This is a genomic window from Vibrio proteolyticus NBRC 13287, from assembly GCF_000467125.1.
GTDB classification, from domain to species: domain Bacteria; phylum Pseudomonadota; class Gammaproteobacteria; order Enterobacterales; family Vibrionaceae; genus Vibrio; species Vibrio proteolyticus.
Genome location: NZ_BATJ01000029.1, coordinates 25,687 through 46,918 on the forward strand (window position 1 = coordinate 25,687; position 21,232 = coordinate 46,918).

The 21,232-nt window shown below is 51.1% G+C and carries 22 protein-coding genes and 4 tRNA genes; 22 read left to right on the plus strand and 4 right to left on the minus strand.

Annotated elements, in window-relative coordinates; translation table 11 throughout:
- Nucleotides 1-8: 8 nt before the first annotated feature.
- Complete coding sequence (rsgA, locus tag VPR01S_RS21005) at nt 9-1,064, minus strand: small ribosomal subunit biogenesis GTPase RsgA (protein WP_021707381.1); 1,056 nt, start codon at nt 1,062-1,064, stop codon at nt 9-11.
- 117 nt (nt 1,065-1,181) lie between these two features.
- Between rsgA and orn the strand changes: the two genes are divergently transcribed.
- The 5 genes from orn to VPR01S_RS21030 all read left to right on the plus strand — a co-directional run bounded on the left by orn (nt 1,182) and on the right by VPR01S_RS21030 (nt 2,345).
- Nucleotides 1,182-1,727, plus strand: coding sequence for an oligoribonuclease (orn, locus tag VPR01S_RS21010; protein WP_021707382.1), 546 nt, complete (start codon nt 1,182-1,184; stop codon nt 1,725-1,727).
- 179 nt (nt 1,728-1,906) lie between these two features.
- Nucleotides 1,907-1,982 (plus strand) — tRNA-Gly (locus tag VPR01S_RS21015).
- A 53-nt stretch (nt 1,983-2,035) separates the two neighbouring features.
- Nucleotides 2,036-2,112 (plus strand) — tRNA-Met (locus tag VPR01S_RS21020).
- 30 nt (nt 2,113-2,142) lie between these two features.
- Nucleotides 2,143-2,218, plus strand: a tRNA-Gly gene (locus tag VPR01S_RS21025).
- 51 nt (nt 2,219-2,269) lie between these two features.
- Nucleotides 2,270-2,345, plus strand: a tRNA-Gly gene (locus VPR01S_RS21030).
- 552 nt (nt 2,346-2,897) lie between these two features.
- On the opposite strand, the gene queG is transcribed toward VPR01S_RS21030, so the two are convergent.
- Nucleotides 2,898-4,022 (minus strand): tRNA epoxyqueuosine(34) reductase QueG, encoded by a 1,125-nt coding sequence (gene queG / locus VPR01S_RS21035; protein WP_021707383.1) that lies wholly within the window; start codon nt 4,020-4,022, stop codon nt 2,898-2,900.
- A 209-nt stretch (nt 4,023-4,231) separates the two neighbouring features.
- Between queG and tsaE the strand changes: the two genes are divergently transcribed.
- From tsaE to VPR01S_RS21080, 9 genes are all read left to right on the plus strand, one after another.
- Complete coding sequence (tsaE, locus tag VPR01S_RS21040; protein ID WP_021707384.1) at nt 4,232-4,696, plus strand: tRNA (adenosine(37)-N6)-threonylcarbamoyltransferase complex ATPase subunit type 1 TsaE; 465 nt, start codon at nt 4,232-4,234, stop codon at nt 4,694-4,696.
- A complete protein-coding gene (locus tag VPR01S_RS21045) occupies nt 4,690-6,414 on the plus strand; it encodes an N-acetylmuramoyl-L-alanine amidase (protein WP_021707385.1) in 1,725 nt (574 codons plus the stop codon). Before tsaE ends, VPR01S_RS21045 begins: the two co-directional genes overlap by 7 nt.
- A gap of 8 nt (nt 6,415-6,422) precedes the next feature.
- The gene (gene mutL, locus VPR01S_RS21050) at nt 6,423-8,414 is read left to right on the plus strand and encodes a DNA mismatch repair endonuclease MutL (protein WP_021707386.1); all 1,992 of its coding nucleotides are present in this window, start codon (nt 6,423-6,425) and stop codon (nt 8,412-8,414) included.
- Between the two features lie 11 nt (nt 8,415-8,425).
- Nucleotides 8,426-9,358: a tRNA (adenosine(37)-N6)-dimethylallyltransferase MiaA gene (miaA, locus tag VPR01S_RS21055; RefSeq protein ID WP_021707387.1), complete on the plus strand. Its 933-nt coding sequence runs from the start codon at nt 8,426-8,428 to the stop codon at nt 9,356-9,358.
- Nucleotides 9,359-9,564: 206 nt separating this feature from the next.
- Complete coding sequence (hfq, locus tag VPR01S_RS21060; protein ID WP_021707388.1) at nt 9,565-9,831, plus strand: RNA chaperone Hfq; 267 nt, start codon at nt 9,565-9,567, stop codon at nt 9,829-9,831.
- 43 nt (nt 9,832-9,874) lie between these two features.
- Entirely contained in the window at nt 9,875-11,164 is a 1,290-nt protein-coding gene (gene hflX, locus VPR01S_RS21065; RefSeq protein ID WP_021707389.1) for a ribosome rescue GTPase HflX, read from the plus strand.
- Nucleotides 11,165-11,209: 45 nt separating this feature from the next.
- Entirely contained in the window at nt 11,210-12,400 is a 1,191-nt protein-coding gene (hflK, locus tag VPR01S_RS21070) for an FtsH protease activity modulator HflK (RefSeq protein ID WP_021707390.1), read from the plus strand.
- Nucleotides 12,401-12,402: 2 nt separating this feature from the next.
- Nucleotides 12,403-13,383: a protease modulator HflC gene (gene hflC, locus VPR01S_RS21075; RefSeq protein WP_021707391.1), complete on the plus strand. Its 981-nt coding sequence runs from the start codon at nt 12,403-12,405 to the stop codon at nt 13,381-13,383.
- A gap of 75 nt (nt 13,384-13,458) precedes the next feature.
- Nucleotides 13,459-13,644, plus strand: a complete 186-nt coding sequence (locus tag VPR01S_RS21080; RefSeq protein ID WP_021707392.1) for a DUF2065 domain-containing protein — start codon at nt 13,459-13,461, stop codon at nt 13,642-13,644.
- An 8-nt stretch (nt 13,645-13,652) separates the two neighbouring features.
- On the opposite strand, the gene VPR01S_RS21085 is transcribed toward VPR01S_RS21080, so the two are convergent.
- Entirely contained in the window at nt 13,653-13,880 is a 228-nt protein-coding gene (locus tag VPR01S_RS21085; RefSeq protein ID WP_021707393.1) for a SlyX family protein, read from the minus strand.
- Nucleotides 13,880-14,863, minus strand: a complete 984-nt coding sequence (locus VPR01S_RS21090) for a WD40 repeat domain-containing protein (protein WP_021707394.1) — start codon at nt 14,861-14,863, stop codon at nt 13,880-13,882. The genes VPR01S_RS21085 and VPR01S_RS21090 overlap by 1 nt, the downstream gene beginning before the upstream one ends.
- A gap of 137 nt (nt 14,864-15,000) precedes the next feature.
- Between VPR01S_RS21090 and fkpA the strand changes: the two genes are divergently transcribed.
- The 8 genes from fkpA to fusA all read left to right on the plus strand — a co-directional run bounded on the left by fkpA (nt 15,001) and on the right by fusA (nt 21,089).
- Nucleotides 15,001-15,810, plus strand: a complete 810-nt coding sequence (fkpA, locus tag VPR01S_RS21095; RefSeq protein WP_021707395.1) for an FKBP-type peptidyl-prolyl cis-trans isomerase — start codon at nt 15,001-15,003, stop codon at nt 15,808-15,810.
- Between the two features lie 181 nt (nt 15,811-15,991).
- Nucleotides 15,992-16,714: a helix-turn-helix transcriptional regulator gene (locus VPR01S_RS21100; protein WP_040903285.1), complete on the plus strand. Its 723-nt coding sequence runs from the start codon at nt 15,992-15,994 to the stop codon at nt 16,712-16,714.
- Nucleotides 16,711-17,106, plus strand: a complete 396-nt coding sequence (gene tusD / locus VPR01S_RS21105) for a sulfurtransferase complex subunit TusD (RefSeq protein ID WP_174377450.1) — start codon at nt 16,711-16,713, stop codon at nt 17,104-17,106. The genes VPR01S_RS21100 and tusD overlap by 4 nt, the downstream gene beginning before the upstream one ends.
- A complete protein-coding gene (tusC, locus tag VPR01S_RS21110; protein ID WP_021707398.1) occupies nt 17,103-17,459 on the plus strand; it encodes a sulfurtransferase complex subunit TusC in 357 nt (118 codons plus the stop codon). Before tusD ends, tusC begins: the two co-directional genes overlap by 4 nt.
- A gap of 9 nt (nt 17,460-17,468) precedes the next feature.
- A complete protein-coding gene (gene tusB, locus VPR01S_RS21115; protein ID WP_021707399.1) occupies nt 17,469-17,744 on the plus strand; it encodes a sulfurtransferase complex subunit TusB in 276 nt (91 codons plus the stop codon).
- 206 nt (nt 17,745-17,950) lie between these two features.
- Nucleotides 17,951-18,325 (plus strand): 30S ribosomal protein S12, encoded by a 375-nt coding sequence (gene rpsL, locus VPR01S_RS21120; RefSeq protein WP_004399892.1) that lies wholly within the window; start codon nt 17,951-17,953, stop codon nt 18,323-18,325.
- A 118-nt stretch (nt 18,326-18,443) separates the two neighbouring features.
- Nucleotides 18,444-18,914 (plus strand): 30S ribosomal protein S7, encoded by a 471-nt coding sequence (rpsG, locus tag VPR01S_RS21125; protein ID WP_021707400.1) that lies wholly within the window; start codon nt 18,444-18,446, stop codon nt 18,912-18,914.
- A gap of 75 nt (nt 18,915-18,989) precedes the next feature.
- Complete coding sequence (gene fusA / locus VPR01S_RS21130) at nt 18,990-21,089, plus strand: elongation factor G (RefSeq protein ID WP_021707401.1); 2,100 nt, start codon at nt 18,990-18,992, stop codon at nt 21,087-21,089.
- Nucleotides 21,090-21,232 lie beyond the last annotated feature (143 nt).

Here is a 21,232-nt window from a genome sequence, read left to right on the forward strand (position 1 = left end):
GGAGTGTGTTACAGGTCGGCTTTTTTGTTGCGGGAATACTGACGGTTGGCTTTGTTTTCCGCCATGCTTTCCAGAATGCGATGATAGTTATCAAAGCGTACTTCGCTGATCTCGCCGTTTTCAACCGCTTCACGTAGCAAACAGCCGGGATCGTCCAGATGTTTGCAGTCACGGAATTTACAGCCACCGAGGTAGGGACGAAATTCGACAAATGCCTCGGTGACTTCGTCGGCTTCCAGGTGCCACAGGCCGAATTCGCGTACGCCCGGCGAATCAATCAGATCGCCACCGGATGGGAAGTGGTACAAGCGCGCAGCGGTGGTGGTGTGTTGGCCCAGTCCCGAGTTTTGCGAGACTTCTCCTTCTTCGACGTCCAGACCTGGCATCAGGGCGTTCACCAGACTGGATTTGCCCACCCCAGACTGACCAACGAAGATATTGACGCGATCGCGCAGCTGGTCTTCGAGCTCTGTGATGCCTTCGCCGCTCTCTTTACTGACCAGCACAACTCGATAACCAATGCGCTGATATTCACTCATCCACTCGCGGTAGAGGGTACGCTGCTCTTCATCCAGCAGATCGATTTTGTTCAGCACCAGCAGCGGTACAATGTTGAGTGTCTCAGACACCACCAGATACCGGTCAATGATATTGAGAGATAGCTCCGGCAGGACAGAAGAGACGATCACCATCTGGTCGACGTTGGCGGCCACTGGCTTCAGACCGTCGTAGTAATCCGGGCGAGTCAGCACAGAGCTGCGAGGTTCGACAGCTTCCACCACACCGGAAATGCCGTCCATCGATTCCAGACCAGAACGCCAGATCACTTTGTCTCCGGACACCAGCGTTTCAATACCCCGGCGCAGATTACAGCGATGTACCTCTTTGGTCTCGGTGTCTTCGATGTCGGCGTGCTGGCCAAAGCGGGTGATAACCAACCCGGTTTTGCTGCCACCCAGCATGGTTTCGTCCCACTGAACGGTTTCTTCCTGAGTGAGCTTGCGCTTTTGATTACTTCTAACTCGTCTTACCTGACCTTTGGTCAGTTTTTTCTTCTTTGCCACAATTTGTCTCAATGATCGCAGGTGCACCGAACTATCACTGCCGGCATACACCTATCTTGGGGATCTCAATTTGGGTATAGTACCTTTTTTATCGGCAAACAAATAGGCAACGTCTCTATGTCCTTTAGTGACCAGAACTTAATCTGGGTCGATCTGGAAATGACCGGTCTGGATCCCGAAACGCACAAAATTATTGAAATCGCGACCATCGTCACCGACAGTGAACTGAATATCCTTGCAGAAGGGCCCGTGTTGGCGGTTCATCAATCGGAAGCGGAGCTGGCGAAAATGGATGAGTGGTGTACTACCACACACACCAACAGCGGGCTGGTGGCGCGGGTTCGTCAGAGCCAGATCGATGAGGCGGAAGCGGTGCGTCAGACCTTAGCTTTTCTGGAGCAGTGGGTGCCGAAAGGAAAATCACCGATTTGTGGTAACAGTATTGGGCAGGATCGCCGCTTCCTGTATCGGTATATGCCGGAGTTGGAAACCTATTTCCACTACCGATACCTTGACGTCAGCACGCTCAAAGAGCTGACCCGACGCTGGAAGCCTGAAGTGCTCGACGGATTCACCAAACAGGGCAGTCATTTGGCTCTGGACGATATTCGTGAGTCAATCGCTGAGCTAAAATATTACCGCGAAACGATTTTTAAGATATAATCGCCCGGCTGCGAAAACTCCGCTGATGGTAAAAACAACGCCAGCTGTTGCTTTGTTACCCGGAGTTGTGTGGTTTTTCGTCAAACAGAAAAAAAATGACTTTTTTTGGCGCGAAGGACTTGCATCACAAAAAAATGCTCTTATAATTCGCAGCCCTAAACGACGGAAACGTTGTTGATGCGACACTAGCTCAGTTGGTAGAGCGCAACCTTGCCAAGGTTGAGGTCACGAGTTCGAACCTCGTGTGTCGCTCCACTTTCTTTAAGCAGAAAGTACAGTTGTCATCGTACTTAACGATGAAATACGGACGCGGGGTGGAGCAGCCTGGTAGCTCGTCGGGCTCATAACCCGAAGGTCGTCGGTTCAAATCCGGCCCCCGCAACCAAATTCAGTCAATAGCATTAGCTGTTGATGTGCGACACTAGCTCAGTTGGTAGAGCGCAACCTTGCCAAGGTTGAGGTCACGAGTTCGAACCTCGTGTGTCGCTCCACTTTCTTTAAGTGGAAAGTGAGACCCTCATCGTGCTTAACGGTGATACAACGCGACACTAGCTCAGTTGGTAGAGCGCAACCTTGCCAAGGTTGAGGTCACGAGTTCGAACCTCGTGTGTCGCTCCAAATCTTCTTCAGATCAGCATAAGATCTGAATCGGTCATTTAAGACCACCGCTCTTTACTTAATGCTGCGAAGCATAAGCCCAAAACAGCGAGAGACAATCCACCTATTCGGTGGATGTTTTTTTGTCTCAAAATCTCACTAACGCATTCTTACTATGCGACCATTCCCTTATAGGGAGTGCGTTTCCGAGTACTTGTCATATTTCAATCAACAGACTTATCCACAGTGTATTCTATGTGGATAACTTGGTGGGTAAATCGATTTTTTCCTATTGACAAGCTGGATTTACAAGGATCCTTGAACTCTGTTCTGGATGAGATGAATAAATGGGCTTGGTTTAACTTGTTGTTTTTAATGGTTTTTGCGTGTTAATGGCGAATGTCAATAGTCATTAAATTCGATCTTTAAGTGATTTTTCCTTGATCTTTGTCATTTCATCGGAATGTGGCTAACTTTCTTTTTTTAGCGTACGGCTGCTGACATTCTGTAGTTTTTCCACACTGTCAAAATTTAGAGCTAGCTCAAATTCTGTACATGGCAGAAGCGGTGGTTTTATGCATCTCTTGGCATACCCTTCTGGACGATTCTGATCAGACGTTGGGTTTTTCGGTTAACGTCAGACAGCGAGGCCGGCAGCTGAGCCAGCTGTTCATTCAATGCCCACTCAATGTGAGGGGTCAGTAGCACATGCTCGTCACGACGTGCTTCCAGTGCTTCCAGAATACGTTGAGAGTAAGGGGCATTACCCAGCGCGATTGCCAGATTACGTAGCCACTGTATATGGCCAATGCGACGAATGGGTGAACCTTCCATGTTTTTCATAAACGTTGCCTCATCCCACTGAAACAGGTTGACCAGATCGGCGTTTTTAAATACCGGACGGCGGTGGAAATCACTTTGTTCAGTCAGTGAGGAGAAGCGGTTCCAGGGGCAAACCAACTGGCAATCATCACAACCGTAGATGCGGTTACCCATTGCTTTACGAAACTCAAGCGGAATGACACCTGCGTATTCAATGGTCAGGTAAGAGATACAACGTCTGGCGTCTACCACTCCCTCGGCGACGATGGCATTGGTCGGGCAGGACGTGATACAGGCGGTGCATTTACCACACTGATCCGTGCTGGGTTGATCGGTCGGCAACGGCAGGTCGATGAGTAATTCACCGAGGAAAAACCAGGAGCCGGCGTCTTTGTCCAGAATCAGTGAGTGTTTACCTGTCCAGCCCAGACCCGCTTTTTGGGCCAGAGGACGCTCGAGAATCGGTGCGGAATCCACAAACGGACGATAGCCAAATTGCCCGACTTCCTGCTCAATACGCTGACCGAGTTTTTTCAGTTGATTGCGCACCAGTTTATGGTAGTCACGTCCGAGTGAGTAGCGGCTGATGTAGGCTTGGGTGGGATCGGACAGGTTCGAAGCAAACTCGGCTTCGGGCGGCAGATAGTTCATTCGTACACTGATGACACGTATGGTTCCGGGCAACAGTTCATCAGGCCTGGCGCGCATCATACCGTGACGCGCCATCCAGTCCATTTCGCCATGGTAGCCGTTGTCCAGCCATTGTTGCAGTGTCGCTTCGTGTTGTTTCAAGTCGACGTCGCAGATGCCGACTTTCTGGAAACCGAGCTCCTGGCCCCAGATTTTTATCTTGTCCGCGAGGTGTTGAAAATCCATATTGGCGTCACTTATGCTGAAGGGGGCGAGATCTTACCGGATCTTAGAAATTGGATCTAGCTGAGAGTTGGGCGAAAAACGCGCTGAATTTATGAATATTTTCTTTTAACTTACATAACAGAGCTTGTCTCTCAATTCCCACCCAGTTTACTATTCTGGTTCTTTTGATTTTTATATAGTCAATTCTGACCCTTTAGAGAAAGTATTTCATGAGCACGAAACAATTTGCCCTCAAAGATGAACAAGCCACGATTCAGATGGGGACAGCGCTGGCCAGTCTGTGTTCTCGGCAGACCACCATTTATCTTCACGGTGATCTGGGGGCGGGTAAGACCACGTTCAGCCGTGGCTTTATTCGTGCTTTGGGTCATAACGGGAATGTAAAGAGCCCGACTTACACCCTGGTTGAACCGTATCAATTGGCAGAGTGGCAAGTGTACCACTTTGACTTGTACCGTCTGGCCGATCCGGAAGAACTGGAATTTATGGGGATTCGTGACTATTTCACCCCAGACGCCATCTGCTTAGTGGAATGGCCGGAAAAAGGCCAGGGCCTGCTCCCGGAATCGGATCTGGATATTGAACTGCGTTATGACGGTGATCAACGTATCGTACTGATCACGGCCAATAATGACTATGGAAATTCGCTGCTTGACCAATTGGAGTTATGTTGATCATTAAGCCGTTCAGGGCCTTTTTCTCCATTGTTGCCCTATTACTGACGTTTTTGCCCGGCCTGAGCTGGGCAAATGCCATTCAAGGCCTGCGGGTCTGGCCATCGCCGGACGAAACGCGGGTCGTTATCGATATGAAGAGTGAGCCGGATTACAGCTATTTCTCGCTCAGCAGCCCCGACCGTTTGGTGGTGGATCTGAAAGATGCCTCGCTTGCGACGCAACTGCCAGTGACAGTGTCTGACAGCCCGGTTTTGAAAAAAGTGCGTAAGAGCTCTCCGCCGGAGAAAAATACCTACCGCTTGGTATTTGAGCTGAAGAAGAAAGCCAACGCTCAGCTGTTTAAACTGGCGCCGACGCCGGGTGGCCAGTATGGTCACCGTCTGGTGATCGATCTGTCGCACGGGAACAGCAGTGAGAGTGCTGCGGCCAGTTCTGCGTCACCGGGCAGCGCGTCTAAGGTTAGCCGCGATGCGTCCCAATTTCTCGGTACGGCAGACATCGTCGTCGCTATTGATGCCGGTCATGGTGGTGAAGACCCAGGCTCGATTGGCCCAACGCGCAAGTATGAGAAAAGTGTCACCTTGGCGGTGGCTAAAAAGCTGGCTGACCAGATCGACAAAGTTCCGGGAATGCGTGCGGTACTGACCCGGAAAGGGGACTATTTCGTGAACCTCAACAAGCGCTCTGAAATTGCCCGGCGCAATAAAGCGCACCTGCTGGTTTCGATCCATGCGGATGCGTTCCACTCGCCTAAACCGCGGGGGGCATCGGTGTTTGTGCTGAATACCCGTCGCGCCAATACCGAGATCGCCCGTTGGGTGGAAAACCATGAGCAGCAATCGCAACTGCTGGGTGGGGCCGGTGAAGTGCTGGCAAAAAACAACAGTGACCGCAATGTCAGTCAGACGCTGTTGGATTTGCAGTTCAGCCATTCGCAAAAAGAAGGCTACAAAGTGGCCACCAATATTCTGCGTGAAATGGGCAAGGTGGCACATTTGCATAAGCGCGAGCCCGTCAATGCCAGCCTGGCGGTGCTGAAATCGCCGGACATTCCGTCGGTATTGGTGGAAACCGGTTTTATTTCCAATCCGACTGAAGAGCGCCTGCTGTTCCAGCGCAGCCACCAGGACAAACTGGCGCACGCACTGACCAAAGCGATCGTGCAGTACTTCGAAGACAACCCGCCGGAAGGCACTTTGCTTGCCAACCGGGCAAAGGTGAAAAAACACAAGGTTCAGCGTGGTGAGTCGCTGTCGGTGATCGCTCAGAAATACGGCACCTCAACCAGCGCGTTGATGAGCACTAACAAGCTGAAGAGCAGCAGCCTTAATGTGGGTCAGGTACTGACTATACCGGGTACCACCGCCGCCATCCCAGTACCGGAAGTGAAGAACCCGGTGGAAACCCAGACGATCACACACGTGGTCGAGAAAGGTGACTACCTGGGCAAAGTGGCGGCGAAATACAAAGTCAGTGTGGCGGCGATCAAGCGGGAAAATAACTTGCGCTCTGATACCTTGAAGTTAGGGCAGAAACTTAAGATCACCGTCAGTCTGAAAGACGTACCACTGCGGAAACATAAAGTGCAGCGCGGTGATTACCTCGGCAAGATTGCTTCGCAGTACAATGTGTCGGTCGATAGCATTCGCAAAGCAAACAAGTTACGATCCGATACCCTGACCGTGGGTCAGGTGCTGATCATTCCAAATAAGTAACATACGCTATGACGATCAAGATCCTGCCAGCACGATTGGCCAACCAGATAGCCGCAGGCGAGGTGGTAGAACGCCCCGCCTCAGTGGTTAAAGAACTGGTGGAAAACAGCCTCGACTCGGGGGCGACCCGCATTGATATTGATATCGAGAAAGGGGGGGCCAAGCTGATCCGTATCCGGGACAACGGCAAAGGGATCGTCAAAGATGAGCTCGGGCTGGCGCTCAGTCGCCATGCCACTTCCAAAATCCATACACTGGATGATCTGGAAGCGATCATGAGCCTCGGTTTTCGTGGTGAGGCGCTGGCCAGTATCAGTTCCGTGTCGCGTCTTACGCTGACGTCGCGCCCGGCGACGCAAGAAGAGGCGTGGTCTGCGTATAGCGAAGGCCGTGACATGGCGGTGAAGCTGACGCCGGCAGCGCACCCCATCGGTACCACGGTGGAGGTGCTGGATCTGTTCTTCAATACGCCTGCCCGGCGTAAATTTCTTCGTACCGAAAAGACCGAATTCAGTCATATTGATGAGTTGCTCAAACGAATTGCGCTCAGTCGCTTTGATGTGTCAATCAATCTGCGTCACAACGGCAAACTGATGCGCCAGTATCGGGCGGCCAAAACCGAGGCGCAGACGGAAAAACGCATCGCGGCAGTTTGCGGCAACCCGTTTGTACGTCATATGCTCAAGATTGAGCTGGCGCATCAGGGGCTGAAACTGTGTGGCTGGATCACCACACCGGAAGGCGCGCGCCAGCAAAGCGATTTGCAGTTCTGCTACGTTAATGGCCGGATGATGCGTGATAAGTTGATCAATCATGCTATCCGGCAGAGTTATGAAAATAGTCTGCGTCCGGATCAGTTTGCGGCCTATGTGCTATTCATTGAGTTGGATCCGCATCAGGTCGATGTGAACGTGCATCCGGCCAAGCACGAAGTTCGCTTTCATCAGGCTCGCTTGGTGCATGACTTTATTTATCAGGCGCTAACTGACGCCTTAGTTCAGAGCCAGCACATTGCCGCGCCTTCGGTGAGTGAATCCGCGTATCATGTGGCAGAGCCTCAACAGGCCGTCAACGAAGAGAGCGTGACGTCGACGCCAACTCCGGAGCCTGAGGCGAGCGATACTGCCCGGACGGTGCCACAGCAGGTGTATCAGGCCATCGATAACACACCGGCGTATCCGGGGAGAGCGGGCTATGAACGTCGTGTTGAGTCGTCGGAGCGGGTATCAAATCAGGCGACTAGCTCTCGTGACTGGGTTGACTCCCCCAAACCGGCGTCGACGAATAAGTCCCGTGAGCGAAGCGTCGAGAGTGCTCCCAGCCATCAGGAGTTGCAAGCGTATCGCGAGTTATTGACCACGCCAGACATCCCGGCTGCGCAAGTCCATGATAGTGCGACAGCCGAGTATCAGGCTCAGGCTCGCGTCGAGTCGCTGGGTAAGGCGATTACGGTGGTGCAGCAGCAGTACTTAGTGATGGGCAACAAACACCTGTGTGTCTTAGTGGCACTGGCCCGGGCGGAGTGGCTGAGAAATCGTGGGCAGTTGGAGGTGCGGGCACAAGCACTCAAAGCGCAACCGCTGTTGGTGCCGTTGTCTCTCAAGCTGTCGTCAGCGACGTTGCAGCATATCGAGCAGGCGAATCGTTTGTATCAACAATTTGGGATTGAGTTTAAAGCACGTAATAAAGAAAGTGTGCTGGTGATGGGCGTGCCTCAACCGCTGCGACAACAAAACTTACAACACTTAATCCCAGATCTGGTATCTTACGCCGCTCAGTTAGTCGAACAGGGTGACACTCCCGATGTTTGCTTTGACCGAGTGGCATGCTGGTTGGCCGATCAGATCACGCAGGTAAAAAGCGACTACACTCTGTCGGAAGCGATCCAAATCGTGGCGGAGTTGGAACAACTCTGGCAAGGCCAGTTACCTTTGGACGATACTCGATTTGTCCGTCCGGTCGATTTTTCCGTGACGATCGCGGCGCTGTTAGCAAAATAATCAAAGAGATCATGAACAAACAATTACCTCTGGCCCTGTTTTTGATGGGGCCAACGGCATCAGGCAAGACAGAGCTGGCGATCCGGTTGCGTCAGCAATATCCGGTTGAGATCATCAGCGTGGATTCTGCTCTGATCTACCAGCAGATGGACATTGGCACCGCCAAACCCGATGAAAGAGAACGGGCACTGGCACCGCATCGCCTGATTGACATCCTCGATCCCAGTGAATCTTACTCGGCGGCAGACTTTCGGCGTGATGCGCTGCGCGAGATGGAGGCGATCGTGGCGCAGCGCAAGATCCCATTGCTGGTCGGCGGCACCATGCTGTATTACAAAGCGTTACTTGAAGGTCTATCACCCCTTCCTGCTGCAAACCCTGAAATTCGCCAGCAAATTGAACACGAAGCATTGACTCAGGGCTGGCAGGTGCTGCACGATCAGCTCACAGAGATTGATCCTGTCTCGGCACAACGAATCCACCCGAATGATCCACAAAGATTGTCCCGGGCATTGGAAGTTTACCGAATTTCAGGTAAAACTCTTACTGAGTTGACCCAGACCAAAGGCGAGAGCCTGCCGTACCGGGTCAAACAATTTGCGATAGCTCCCAAGGAAAGGGCTGAGCTCCACCGTCGGATTGAACTGCGTTTTGACAAAATGATCGAAGCGGGCTTCGAAGATGAAGTTCGGGCATTATATGCCCGGCCGGATCTTCACCCGGATCTGCCGTCGATTCGTTGTGTCGGTTACCGACAAATGTGGGACTATTTGGATGGGCACTGCACGCTGGATGACGCGATCTTTCGTGGTATCTGTGCAACCCGCCAATTGGCCAAGCGACAGGTTACCTGGTTGCGCAGCTGGGATAACTTAACTTGGTTGGATAGCGAGAACCTTGATCACGCGTTGGAAACCCTCTCAAATGCAATAGCATCTGATTGAAAACGCTGTGTATAATGTGATCGCTTTTGCGTGATTGTACCCTGTAAAGGATCTGTTACTTGAATTTTGAAAGGTTTGGCATCATAACAAGTAACGCACGGGGTGTTTTTTATGTTCGTTTAGCTCAGATGCGAAGGCCGCACCAGTATTGCCAGTGCACCAATAGCTAAATAATTACAACTATATTCAAAATAAGGAAAAATATAATGGCTAAGGGGCAATCTCTACAAGACCCATTCTTAAACGCACTACGTCGTGAACGTATCCCTGTATCAATTTACCTGGTTAATGGTATTAAGCTGCAAGGTCAAATCGAATCGTTCGACCAGTTCGTTATTCTACTGAAAAACACCGTCAATCAGATGGTTTACAAGCACGCGATCTCAACCGTTGTTCCGGCTCGCCCAGTGAGCCACCACAGTGGTGATCGTGCACCATCTGATCGTCAACAAGATAAAACGTCTGAAGAGTAATCTCTGAGTCGTTTGATCTGTAAAAACTTAAGGAGTTGATTGCTTGTTTGACCGTTATGAAGCCGGTGAGCGAGCCGTACTTGTTCATATCAACTTCACGCAAGAAGGAGAGTGGGAAGACCTGAGCGAATTTGAAATGCTGGTCTCTTCCGCGGGTGTCTCGACACTACAGGTGATCACCGGTAGTCGTCAGGCACCTCATCCTAAATACTACGTTGGAGAGGGTAAAGCCCAGGAAATTGCACAAGCGGTGCAGTTAGCTGGTGCAGATATCGTGATATTCAATCACGCCCTCTCTCCTGCCCAAGAACGTAACCTGGAACAACTGTGTAAGTGCCGCGTGCTTGATCGCACCGGTCTGATCCTCGACATCTTCGCTCAACGCGCACGTACCCATGAAGGTAAGCTGCAAGTCGAACTGGCACAGTTACGTCATATTTCCACCCGTCTGATCCGTGGTTGGACCCACCTTGAAAGACAAAAAGGGGGGATAGGTTTACGTGGTCCTGGTGAAACGCAGTTAGAAACAGACCGTCGTCTGTTGCGTGAACGCATTAAAGCGATTTTGCGACGCTTGGAAAAAGTGGCCAAGCAACGTGAGCAAGGGCGCCGAGCAAGACACCGAGCTGAAATTCCGACGATCTCGCTGGTGGGTTACACCAACGCGGGGAAGTCGACCCTATTTAACCGAATCACGGAAGCGGGGGTGTACGCCGCTGACCAGTTGTTTGCCACATTGGATCCGACATTGCGCAAGATTGAACTGGATGATGTCGGTACCGCGATCCTGGCCGATACCGTTGGATTTATTCGTCACCTGCCACACGATTTGGTCGCGGCTTTTAAAGCGACGTTACAAGAAACGCAGGAAGCTGACATTTTGTTACATGTTGTCGATGCGAGTGACGACCGTTTTCGTGAGAATATTCAAGCTGTTCATGAAGTGCTTGAAGAGATCGATGCCCACGAAGTGCCCGCACTCGTGGTAATGAACAAAATCGATAATCTGGACGATCAACAGCCACGTATAGAAAGGGATGAGGAAGGCGTCCCGCGTACCGTTTGGGTATCGGCGATGGAAGGCCGTGGTATTGAGCTGCTGTTTGATGCACTGACCGAACGTCTGGCCAGTCAGATGGTGCAGTACCGTCTGCAAATACCGCCACAATATCAGGGCCGGTTGCGCAGTACGTTCTTCCAGATGAACTGTATTCAGAACGAAGAATACGATCCGGACGGTAATCTGTTGATCGATATCCGAATGCAACAGGTAGATTGGTCTAGACTTGAAAAAAGAGAAGGGGCAGTTTTACGTGACTTTATAGTTACTTAAAGGACTGCTACAGTATAACGTCATATCTAATGATGGAGCTTTCTAATGGCGTGGAATGAGCCTGGTAATAACAACGGCGATAAAGGCCGCGATAAAGACCCATGGGGTAATAACAATAATCGTGGTGGTCGTGATCAAGGACCGCCAGACTTAGATGAAGTCTTCAACAAGCTGAGTCAAAAGCTGGGTGGAAAGTTTGGTAAGAAAGGCGGAGGCAAAGGCCCGTCCTTCGGTGGTGGCGGTGCGCTGGGTTTCGGCGTCATCGCAGCAATTGCCGTGGCAATCTGGGTATTCTCCGGCTTCTACACCATAGGTGAAGCTGAACGTGGTGTCGTACTGCGTCTGGGTAAATACGATCGTATCGTCGATCCGGGCCTGAACTGGCGCCCACAGTTTATCGATGAAGTGACCCCGGTTAATGTACAGGCGATTCGCTCGCTACGCGCATCCGGTTTGATGCTGACCAAAGATGAGAACGTGGTCACGGTATCGATGGATGTTCAGTACCGTGTCGCGGATCCGTACAAATACTTGTACCGGGTAACCAACGCAGACGACAGCTTGCGTCAGGCGACAGATTCGGCACTGCGTGCTGTGATTGGTGACTCTTTGATGGACAGCATTCTGACCAGTGGCCGTCAGCAAATTCGTCAAAGCACTCAGGAAACGCTGAACGACATCATCGACAGCTACGACATGGGTCTGACGATTGTTGACGTCAACTTCCAGTCCGCGCGTCCACCAGAGCAAGTCAAAGATGCGTTTGATGATGCGATTGCCGCGCGTGAGGATGAAGAACGTTTCATCCGTGAAGCGGAAGCGTACAAAAACGAGATCCTGCCCAAAGCGACCGGTCGTGCTGAACGTCTGAAGAAAGAAGCGCAGGGTTACCGCGAACGCATCATCAATGAGGCGGAAGGTCAGGTGGCCCAGTTTGATAAGCTACTGCCAGAGTATCAGGCAGCGCCGCAAGTGACTCGTGAGCGTCTCTATCTGGATACCATGCAGGAAGTGTACTCTCGTTCGTCAAAAGTGCTGATCGACTCTAACTCCAGCGGTAACCTGCTGTACCTGCCGATCGATAAACTGACCGGACAAGACAGTCAGGGCTCCACCAAACGCAGCAGTAAGGCATCGTCCAGCTATGACAAAATCGAGCTTGAATCTGAGCGCAGTGACGCGTCTCAGTCTGACTCCTCATCTCGTTCAACCGGTTCACGTCAAGGGAGATACTAAGAATGCGTAAGTTAATGATCCCTCTATTGGTGTTCGTGTTGGCACTGATGCTGATGTCGCTGTTTGTGATTCCGGAAGGTGAGCGTGGTATTGTGATCCGATTTGGCCGAGTGCTGAAAGACGATCAGAACATGTCTCACATCTACGAACCGGGTTTGCATCTCAAACTGCCTCTGTTTGATCGCGTTAAAACACTGGATGCCCGTATTCAGACCATGGACGGCCGTTCAGACCGTTTCGTGACTTCTGAGAAAAAAGACGTCATCATCGACTCTTACGTGAAATGGCGTATTGAAGATTTCGGTCAGTACTACCTGGCAACCGGTGGCGGTAACACTCTGACCGCAGAAGCCTTGCTGGAACGTAAAGTGACCGATGTACTGCGTTCTGAAATCGGTTCACGTGAGATCAAACAGATCGTCTCGGGCCCACGTAACAACGACGTGCTGCCAGACAGTGCGGACGCGGATGTGGTGACCACCGAAGCGGCCAAAGAAGCGTTGGAAATCGATGGTCAGCGTGATCAAATCATGGATGAAGTGTTGAATGACACCCGTGAAAGCGCAATGAAAGACCTTGGTGTTCGCGTAGTAGATTTCCGTATGAAGAAAATCAATCTGCCGGATGAGATCAGTGAGTCGATTTACCGCCGTATGCGTGCTGAACGTGAGTCTGTGGCACGTAAGCACCGCTCACAAGGTCGTGAGAAAGCGGAAGTGATCCGTGCTCAGGCGGAGCTGGAAGTGGCGACCATTCTGGCCGAAGCGGACAAAACTGCCCGTGTGACCCGCGGTGAAGCGGATGCACAAGCAGCGAAGATCTACTCTGACGTGTACAGCAAAGATCCGGAGTTCTTTGCCTTCCTGCGCTCATTGAAAGCGTATGAGAAGTCATTCAGTGAGAAGAGCGACATTCTGGTCTTGGATCCGAAGAGCGACTTTTTCCGTTACATGAAAGACTCCAACGGCGCCGTTCAAAAATAACCGCGTCCGATAGTATGTCAAAGGCTCCTGAAAAGGAGCCTTTGTTGTTTGGTCATCGCGATAATGGAGAAACACATGGCGAAATCATTATGGCTGGCATTTGGCCTGGTGCTGATCGTTGAAGGGCTGGGGCCATTACTGGCACCAAATGGTTGGCGGAATATGGTGGCGCAGCTGAGCCTGCAACCCGACAACCAGTTACGCCGGATAGGCGGTTGCCTGGTCGTCGCGGGAGCGGTGATCGCTTACTGTGTTTGGTAAGCGATGGTTTAATAGTGCGGGGGCGGAGTCTCTTCCGATGGGTCGGCCAGTTGTGAGGTATCCATCGTCTTCAGTTTACCGACCATGAACTTCATCTGTTCCTGCATTTTGCTGATCAGCAATTGTTGCTGACTCAGCGCTGCGTTTAATTCTTCAATACTCTGTTCCTGAAACGCCAATTGGCATTCCATATCGTTGATACGCTGCTCAAGCTGCTGGACGTAATTTTCTGTCATCACTCATCATCCATTTTCCACGCCTGGGCAATGCCGGCGGATGTCCCGCTGACGACCCGGTGTTGATTATCAAAGGCAGCATCATACACGACTGCACGGGGAGGGCGAGTATCTTTACGCGGTTCCGCTTCAAAACCGGCCAGTCGTTTGCCGCTGTCTGTATCCCAGACCATGATCCGACTGGAAGGCGTGCCGGTGAGCAGACGGCGACCGTCATCGGAAAAACGAGCGGTTGAGAAAATCAACTGACGTGAGAATGAACGCAGTCGGGAGACCTGTTCACCAGTACGCAAATCCCAAATCAGTGCCTGATTGCCCCCATCCGACGTAAACGCCAGCAGACCATCGCGTTGCAGCGCAACCCGACTGATGCGTTGTTCGTGTTCAAATTTACGCAGTATTTTGCCACTTTGTGTATCCCACAGGTAAGCTATGTAGTCGTTGCCGCCCGTCAGTGCGTAGCGCCCGTTGGGCGACAACGCGACGCTGTTCACTTTTTCATTGTGCGCCAGGAACTCCAGTCGGCGTCCGGTGACTAAGTTGACGTAAATGGCTTTACCGTTGGATAACCCCAACAGGGCGCGCTCGCCATTATTAGAGATATCGACATCGCGGATTAAGCCGTCGGAAATCGACCACAAGCCCTTGGCTTGCGACCAGCCGAGATCCCACACCGCGAAATTGATCTGGCTGGCGGTGATCGCGTAGCGCCCGTTATCGGCAATACGGATGCGCGACACAGTGCTCGCCTGTGGATCCTGCGCGCCCAAATCGGCCAGTTTCTCGCTGGCGTAGAGATCCCACAGCACCAACTGATGCTGCTTGGAATAAATGAGTGCAAACCGGGCATCGCGGCTCAGCGCGAACGCGGTGGTGCCATCTGGCTCCAGCTCCCATTTTTGCTCTTCACTGCTGGAGAAGAAGCAGCCATTTAACAGGCTAATGACAATAACCAGCAGGAATCTGTGAAAAATTATTCGCATCAAGTCTAATTATCCGCTTGGTGTAAAGACAATCGGTATACATATGGCTATATTGGTACAACAACGTCAGGCACTCCAGTCTTAAGCAGAGATTTGTGCACAATGACAAACACTTAGCCAATCAATTGGAGAAATAAATGAAATCTATTTTTAAAGTGTCATTGCTAGCGGCCACTGTCGCACTAGCGGTTGGCTGTCAGAAAGAAGAAGAACCGAAAGCCACCACTGCTCCGGCTGCAGAGCAGACCGAGCAAGCAAGCGCTGACACGACGGCGACTGAATTCAAAACCGAAGATGATAAAGCGGCGTATGCCATCGGTGTTTCGTTTGCCAACTACCTGAGCACCAGCATTGAGAAGCCGGGCGAGCTGGGAATTAAACTGGATAAAGCGCTGGTTCTGCAAGGTATTGAAGACGTGTTTGCCGGTAAACCGCAAATGAATGAACAGGACACACGTACCGCTCTGGAAGGTTTGGATAAGCGCGTAGCTGAAACCATGAAGCAGCAGGCTGACGAAAAATCAGCAGCCAACAAAAAAGCCGGTGATGAGTACCGTGCCGAATTTGCGAAACAAGACGGCGTCAAAACCACTGAATCGGGCCTGATGTTCAAAGAGCTGAAGCCTGGCACGGGTGAGAAGCCAAAAGCGACCGATACCGTTCAAGTGCACTACAAAGGTACTTTGATCGACGGCACTCAGTTTGACAGCTCCTATGATCGTGGTGAGCCAGCGACGTTCCCGCTGAACCGCGTGATCCCAGGCTGGACGGAAGGTGTACAACTGATGCCAGTCGGCTCGAAATTTGAGTTTGTTATCCCGCCAGAGCTGGCTTACGGCGAGCAAGACACACCAACCATTCCGGCGAATTCAACGTTGGTGTTTGAAGTTGAACTGCTGAAAGTGGAAAAACCAGCAGAAAAAACCACCGACAGCGACGCGCAGTAATCGGCAGCATACGTCGCTAAGGCCTGACAATGTCAGGCCTTTTTTGTGCCCGTGTCACGGCGAAAGCGTGAATAAATATTTGTCCTAAATCACTAGTCGGCGAGTTAGAGGGAGGTGATATTCAAAATTTCTGATAAACTTACGTCAATTTGTTGATTTTTCGCTCTAAGGCCAGACAACAGTGACAACGACAGAAAGCTTGAATACCGAGATGTTGCTCGAAATGGAATCCGTCAATGTGATGCCGTTCAGTGATCATGACAAAATTATTTTAAAGTCGTATGAGGCGGTGGTCGATGGTATTGCCAGCCTGATCGGCCCGTTCTGTGAGATTGTGCTCCACTCTCTGGAGGATCTGAATACCTCTGCGATTAAGATTGCCAACGGTGAGAACACCGGTCGTCAGGTCGGCTCGCCGATCACGGATCTGGCACTGAAAATGCTCAAAGACATCGAAGGCTCAGAACGTAATTTCTCTCGCTCCTACTTCACCCGGGCCAAAGGCGGCGTGTTGATGAAGTCGATCACAGTGGCGATTCGTAATGGCGACAACCGGGTGATTGGTCTTCTGTGTATCAACGTGAATCTGGACGCGCCGTTTTCTCAGGTCTTACAGTCATTTATGCCCACCGAAGAGGCCAAGCAGGCCGCCTCTTCGGTCAACTTTGCCAGTGATGTCGAAGAGCTGGTGGATCAGACGGTGGAACGCACCATTGAAGAGATCAATGCCGACAAATCGGTGTCCAATAACACCAAGAATCGTCAGATCGTGATGGAGTTGTACGATAAGGGGATTTTTGACATTAAGGATGCGATCAACCGTGTTGCGGATCGCCTCAATATTTCGAAACACACCGTTTATCTGTATATCCGCCAGCGCAAAACTGAGGATGACGAAAGTTGATGGCGCTGAGTTATACCCTGGTGGTCAACGGACCGCTGTATGGCACCCAGTCAGCCCGCAGCGCCTATCAGTTTGCGTGCGCATTGTTGGCGAAAGGTCATACCCTTCGCAGTGTGTTTTTTTATCGGGAAGGTGTGAGCAATGGCAGCCGTTTAAGTGTACCGGCCAATGATGAGTTTGATTTAAGCAACGCCTGGCAGACGTTGGCCCGTCAACACAACGTGCGTCTGGAAACCTGTGTGGCGGCTGCCCTGCGCCGGGGCATTGTCGGTCAGGACGAAGCGGCCCAACACGGTTTAAGCGCCGATAACCTGGCGGATGGGTTTCATCAGGCCGGTTTAGGCAGCCTGGCGGAAGCTTTGCTGACCCAGGACAGAGTGGTGCAGTTTTGAGTTTGTTAACCTATTTATTTCGCACGGCGCCACATGGCAGTAATGCCGGCCGCGAAGGCATCGATGCACTGCTGGCCGCATCGGCGTATTGTGAAAACATCAGCGTGATTTTCCTCGGGGATGGCGTATTACAGCTGTTGCAGGGCCAACAGACCGATGACATTCTCGCTAAAAACTATGCGCCGATGTTGAAACTGTTTGATCTGTACGACATTGAGCAGGTGTATGTTTGTCAGTCATCGCTGAGCGAACGTGGTTTGGCTCAGGCCGATTTGGTGCTGCATGCCGAGCGATTGACGCGTGAGCAAATCGCACAGCGTCTCACTCAGGCTGGTAAAATCCTGACATTTTAAGGTGGTAGTATGCTCCATATGATCAAATCTTGCCGCGCTCTGAGTGAAGCGGTGCAGTACGTCTCTGGTGATGACGCTCTGCTGCTGATCGAAGACGCCGTGTACGCTGCCAATGGCCAGCATCAGGACTTCAGTTTACTGATGCCGTTTACCGCCTTTGTACTGCACGCCGATGCGCAAGCGCGTGCGATTAGCAACCGCATCAGCCCGTCAGTGACGGTGGTCGACTACAGCGGATTTGTTGATCTGACAGCCGCACACACGCACACCATGACCTGGGATTGATTGCGCACGACCTGAACCTACGTCGTCGCAAGGGCGGCGTGCTGCTCGTGCCTGGCCCGAGTGGGTAAATTTTGCGCAAAAAAGATCTGTATATTTCTTGACACACATCCCACTGCTGCATAGAATTTTGCGTCCCTAATTACCATTGGTGTTTGGGGATTAGATTTTTCACAAAGCTTACTTTCAAGTAAATCAGGAGCTAGTTAATGGCAACTATTAACCAGTTGGTACGCAAACCACGTGCAAAGCAAGTTGTTAAAAGCAACGTGCCTGCACTAGAAGCGTGCCCACAAAAACGTGGTGTATGTACTCGTGTTTACACTACTACACCTAAAAAACCTAACTCAGCACTTCGTAAAGTTTGTCGTGTACGTCTGACAAACGGTTTTGAAGTAACATCGTACATCGGCGGTGAAGGTCACAACCTTCAAGAGCACAGTGTTGTTCTGATCCGTGGTGGTCGTGTTAAAGACCTTCCAGGTGTGCGTTACCACACTGTTCGCGGCGCACTTGACTGTGCTGGCGTAAATGACCGTAAACAAGGTCGTTCTAAGTACGGTGTGAAGCGTCCTAAGTCTTAATGCGTCTTTTTTATAAAGAAAGCGTTAAGTAAGGCCAAACACTTATTTTCAATTTTAATTTTTTGAAAAAACTGAAAAGTTTTGGATAAAACCTGAAGAAGACAACGGAGATAAATCCATGCCACGTCGTCGCGTCATTGGTCAGCGTAAGATCCTTCCAGATCCAAAGTTCAAATCTGAACTGCTGGCAAAATTCGTTAACATCCTAATGGTTGACGGTAAGAAATCTACTGCAGAAAAAATCGTTTACACTGCACTAGATGCTATGGCTGAAAAGTCTGGTAAAGACCACTTAGCTATTTTTGAAGAAGCTCTTGAAAACGTTCGCCCAGCGGTTGAGGTTAAATCTCGCCGTGTTGGTGGTTCAACTTACCAAGTACCTGTAGAAGTACGTCCGGTTCGCCGTAACGCACTTGCTATGCGTTGGTTGGTTGAAGCTGCGCGTAAGCGTGGTGAAAAATCTATGGCTCAACGCCTGGCAGCTGAAATGCTGGATGCGTCTGAGAACAAAGGTACTGCTGTTAAGAAACGTGAAGACGTTCACCGTATGGCAGAAGCGAACAAAGCATTCGCTCATTACCGCTGGTAATACCTTCTGTGCTGCGAGGTTCTCTCGCAGCACATTTCTTTACTCTAAGGTGTACCTTAGTAAGAGGATACAATCGTGGCTCGTAAAACTCCTATTGAGCGCTACCGTAACATCGGTATCTGTGCTCACGTAGATGCAGGTAAAACAACCACAACTGAGCGTATTCTGTTCTACACTGGCCTTTCTCACAAAATCGGCGAAGTTCACGATGGTGCAGCGACCATGGACTGGATGGAGCAGGAGCAGGAGCGTGGTATCACTATCACCTCAGCTGCGACTACGACCTTCTGGCGTGGTATGGAAGCACAATTCCAAGATCATCGCATCAACATCATTGATACCCCAGGACACGTTGACTTTACGATCGAAGTAGAGCGCTCTCTTCGTGTACTTGACGGTGCAGTGGTCGTATTCTGTGGCTCATCTGGTGTTGAACCTCAGTCTGAAACTGTTTGGCGTCAAGCTGACAAGTACCACGTTCCTCGTATGGTGTTTGTCAACAAGATGGACCGTGCAGGCGCAGACTTTCTACGCGTTGTGGACCAAATTAAACATCGTCTTGGTGCGAACCCGGTTCCAATCCAATTGAACATTGGTGCGGAAGACGAGTTCAAAGGTGTCATCGACCTTATCAAGATGAAAGCAATCAACTGGAATGAAGCCGATCAAGGCATGTCGTTCACGTACGAAGACATTCCAGCGGATATGCAAGAACTCGCAGAAGAGTGGCGCAACCACATGGTTGAAGCGGCCGCGGAAGCAAGTGAAGAGCTGATGGACAAGTACCTGGAAGAAGGTGAATTGTCTGAAGCGGAAATCAAGCAGGCACTGCGTACCCGTACACTGAACAACGAAATCGTGCTGGCCACTTGTGGTAGTGCGTTCAAGAACAAAGGTGTACAGGCCGTACTGGATGCTGTGATCGAATTCTTGCCATCGCCAGTCGACGTGCCGTCTATCAAAGGCATTGACGAAGATGAGAACGAAGTTGAGCGTCACGCTGACGACAACGAACCGTTCTCTGCATTGGCCTTTAAGATCGCCACTGACCCGTTCGTGGGCACGCTGACCTTTATGCGCGTTTACTCCGGTGTGGTGAACTCCGGTGATTCTGTTTACAACTCAGTCAAACAGAAGAAAGAACGTTTCGGTCGTATCGTACAGATGCACTCGAACAAGCGTGAAGAGATCAAAGAAGTTCGCGCAGGCGACATTGCTGCGGCAATTGGCCTGAAAGACGTGACAACAGGGGATACGCTGTGTGACACCAACCACAAAGTGGTGCTGGAACGCATGGAGTTCCCTGAACCGGTAATCCAGATCGCGGTAGAGCCTCGCTCTAAAGCTGATCAGGAGAAGATGGGTATCGCGCTGGGTAAACTGGCGGCAGAGGATCCTTCTTTCCGCGTGGAAACCGACGATGAAACTGGCCAGACTCTGATTTCTGGTATGGGTGAGCTTCACCTCGACATCATCGTGGATCGTATGAAGCGCGAATTCAGCGTCGACTGTAACGTAGGTAAACCTCAGGTTGCTTACCGTGAAACCATTCGTGGTAGCACGGAAGTGGAAGGCAAGTTTGTTCGTCAGTCTGGCGGTCGTGGTCAATACGGTCACGTTTGGCTGAAACTGGAACCGGCTGAACCTGGTGAAGGGTTTGTCTTTGTTGACCAAATCGTGGGTGGTGTGATTCCGAAGGAATACATCAGTTCAGTATCGAAAGGTGTTGAAGAACAGATGAACAGCGGTGTGTTGGCGGGCTATCCGGTACTGGATGTCAAGGCAACCCTGTTTGACGGTTCTTACCACGATGTTGACTCCAGCGAAATGGCGTTTAAGATTGCCGGCTCGATGGCCTTCAAGAAAGGTGCACTGCAAGCGCAGCCAGCTCTTCTTGAACCAATGATGAAAGTTGAAGTAACCACTCCGGAAGACTGGATGGGTGATGTGGTGGGTGACCTGAACCGTCGTCGCGGCATTATCGAAGGTATGGATGAAGGCCCTGCTGGCCTGAAGATCATCCGTGCTCAGGTTCCGCTTTCCGAAATGTTCGGTTACGCAACTGACCTACGTTCTGCAACTCAGGGCCGTGCGTCCTACTCGATGGAATTCTTCGAGTACGCTGAGGTACCTAAGAACTTTGCAGAAGCGATTATCGCGGAACGTGGTTACTAATAGGGCGGAACAGGCTGAACTTTTTCCGAGATCAGGCCGCCCAAATATTGCGCTGGCGAACGTTGGCGCATAAAATAGCAATTTCTGGCGCGCCGTGATCAATAAAGATCGCGGCGAATCATAACTAGGAAGGAACACGATCG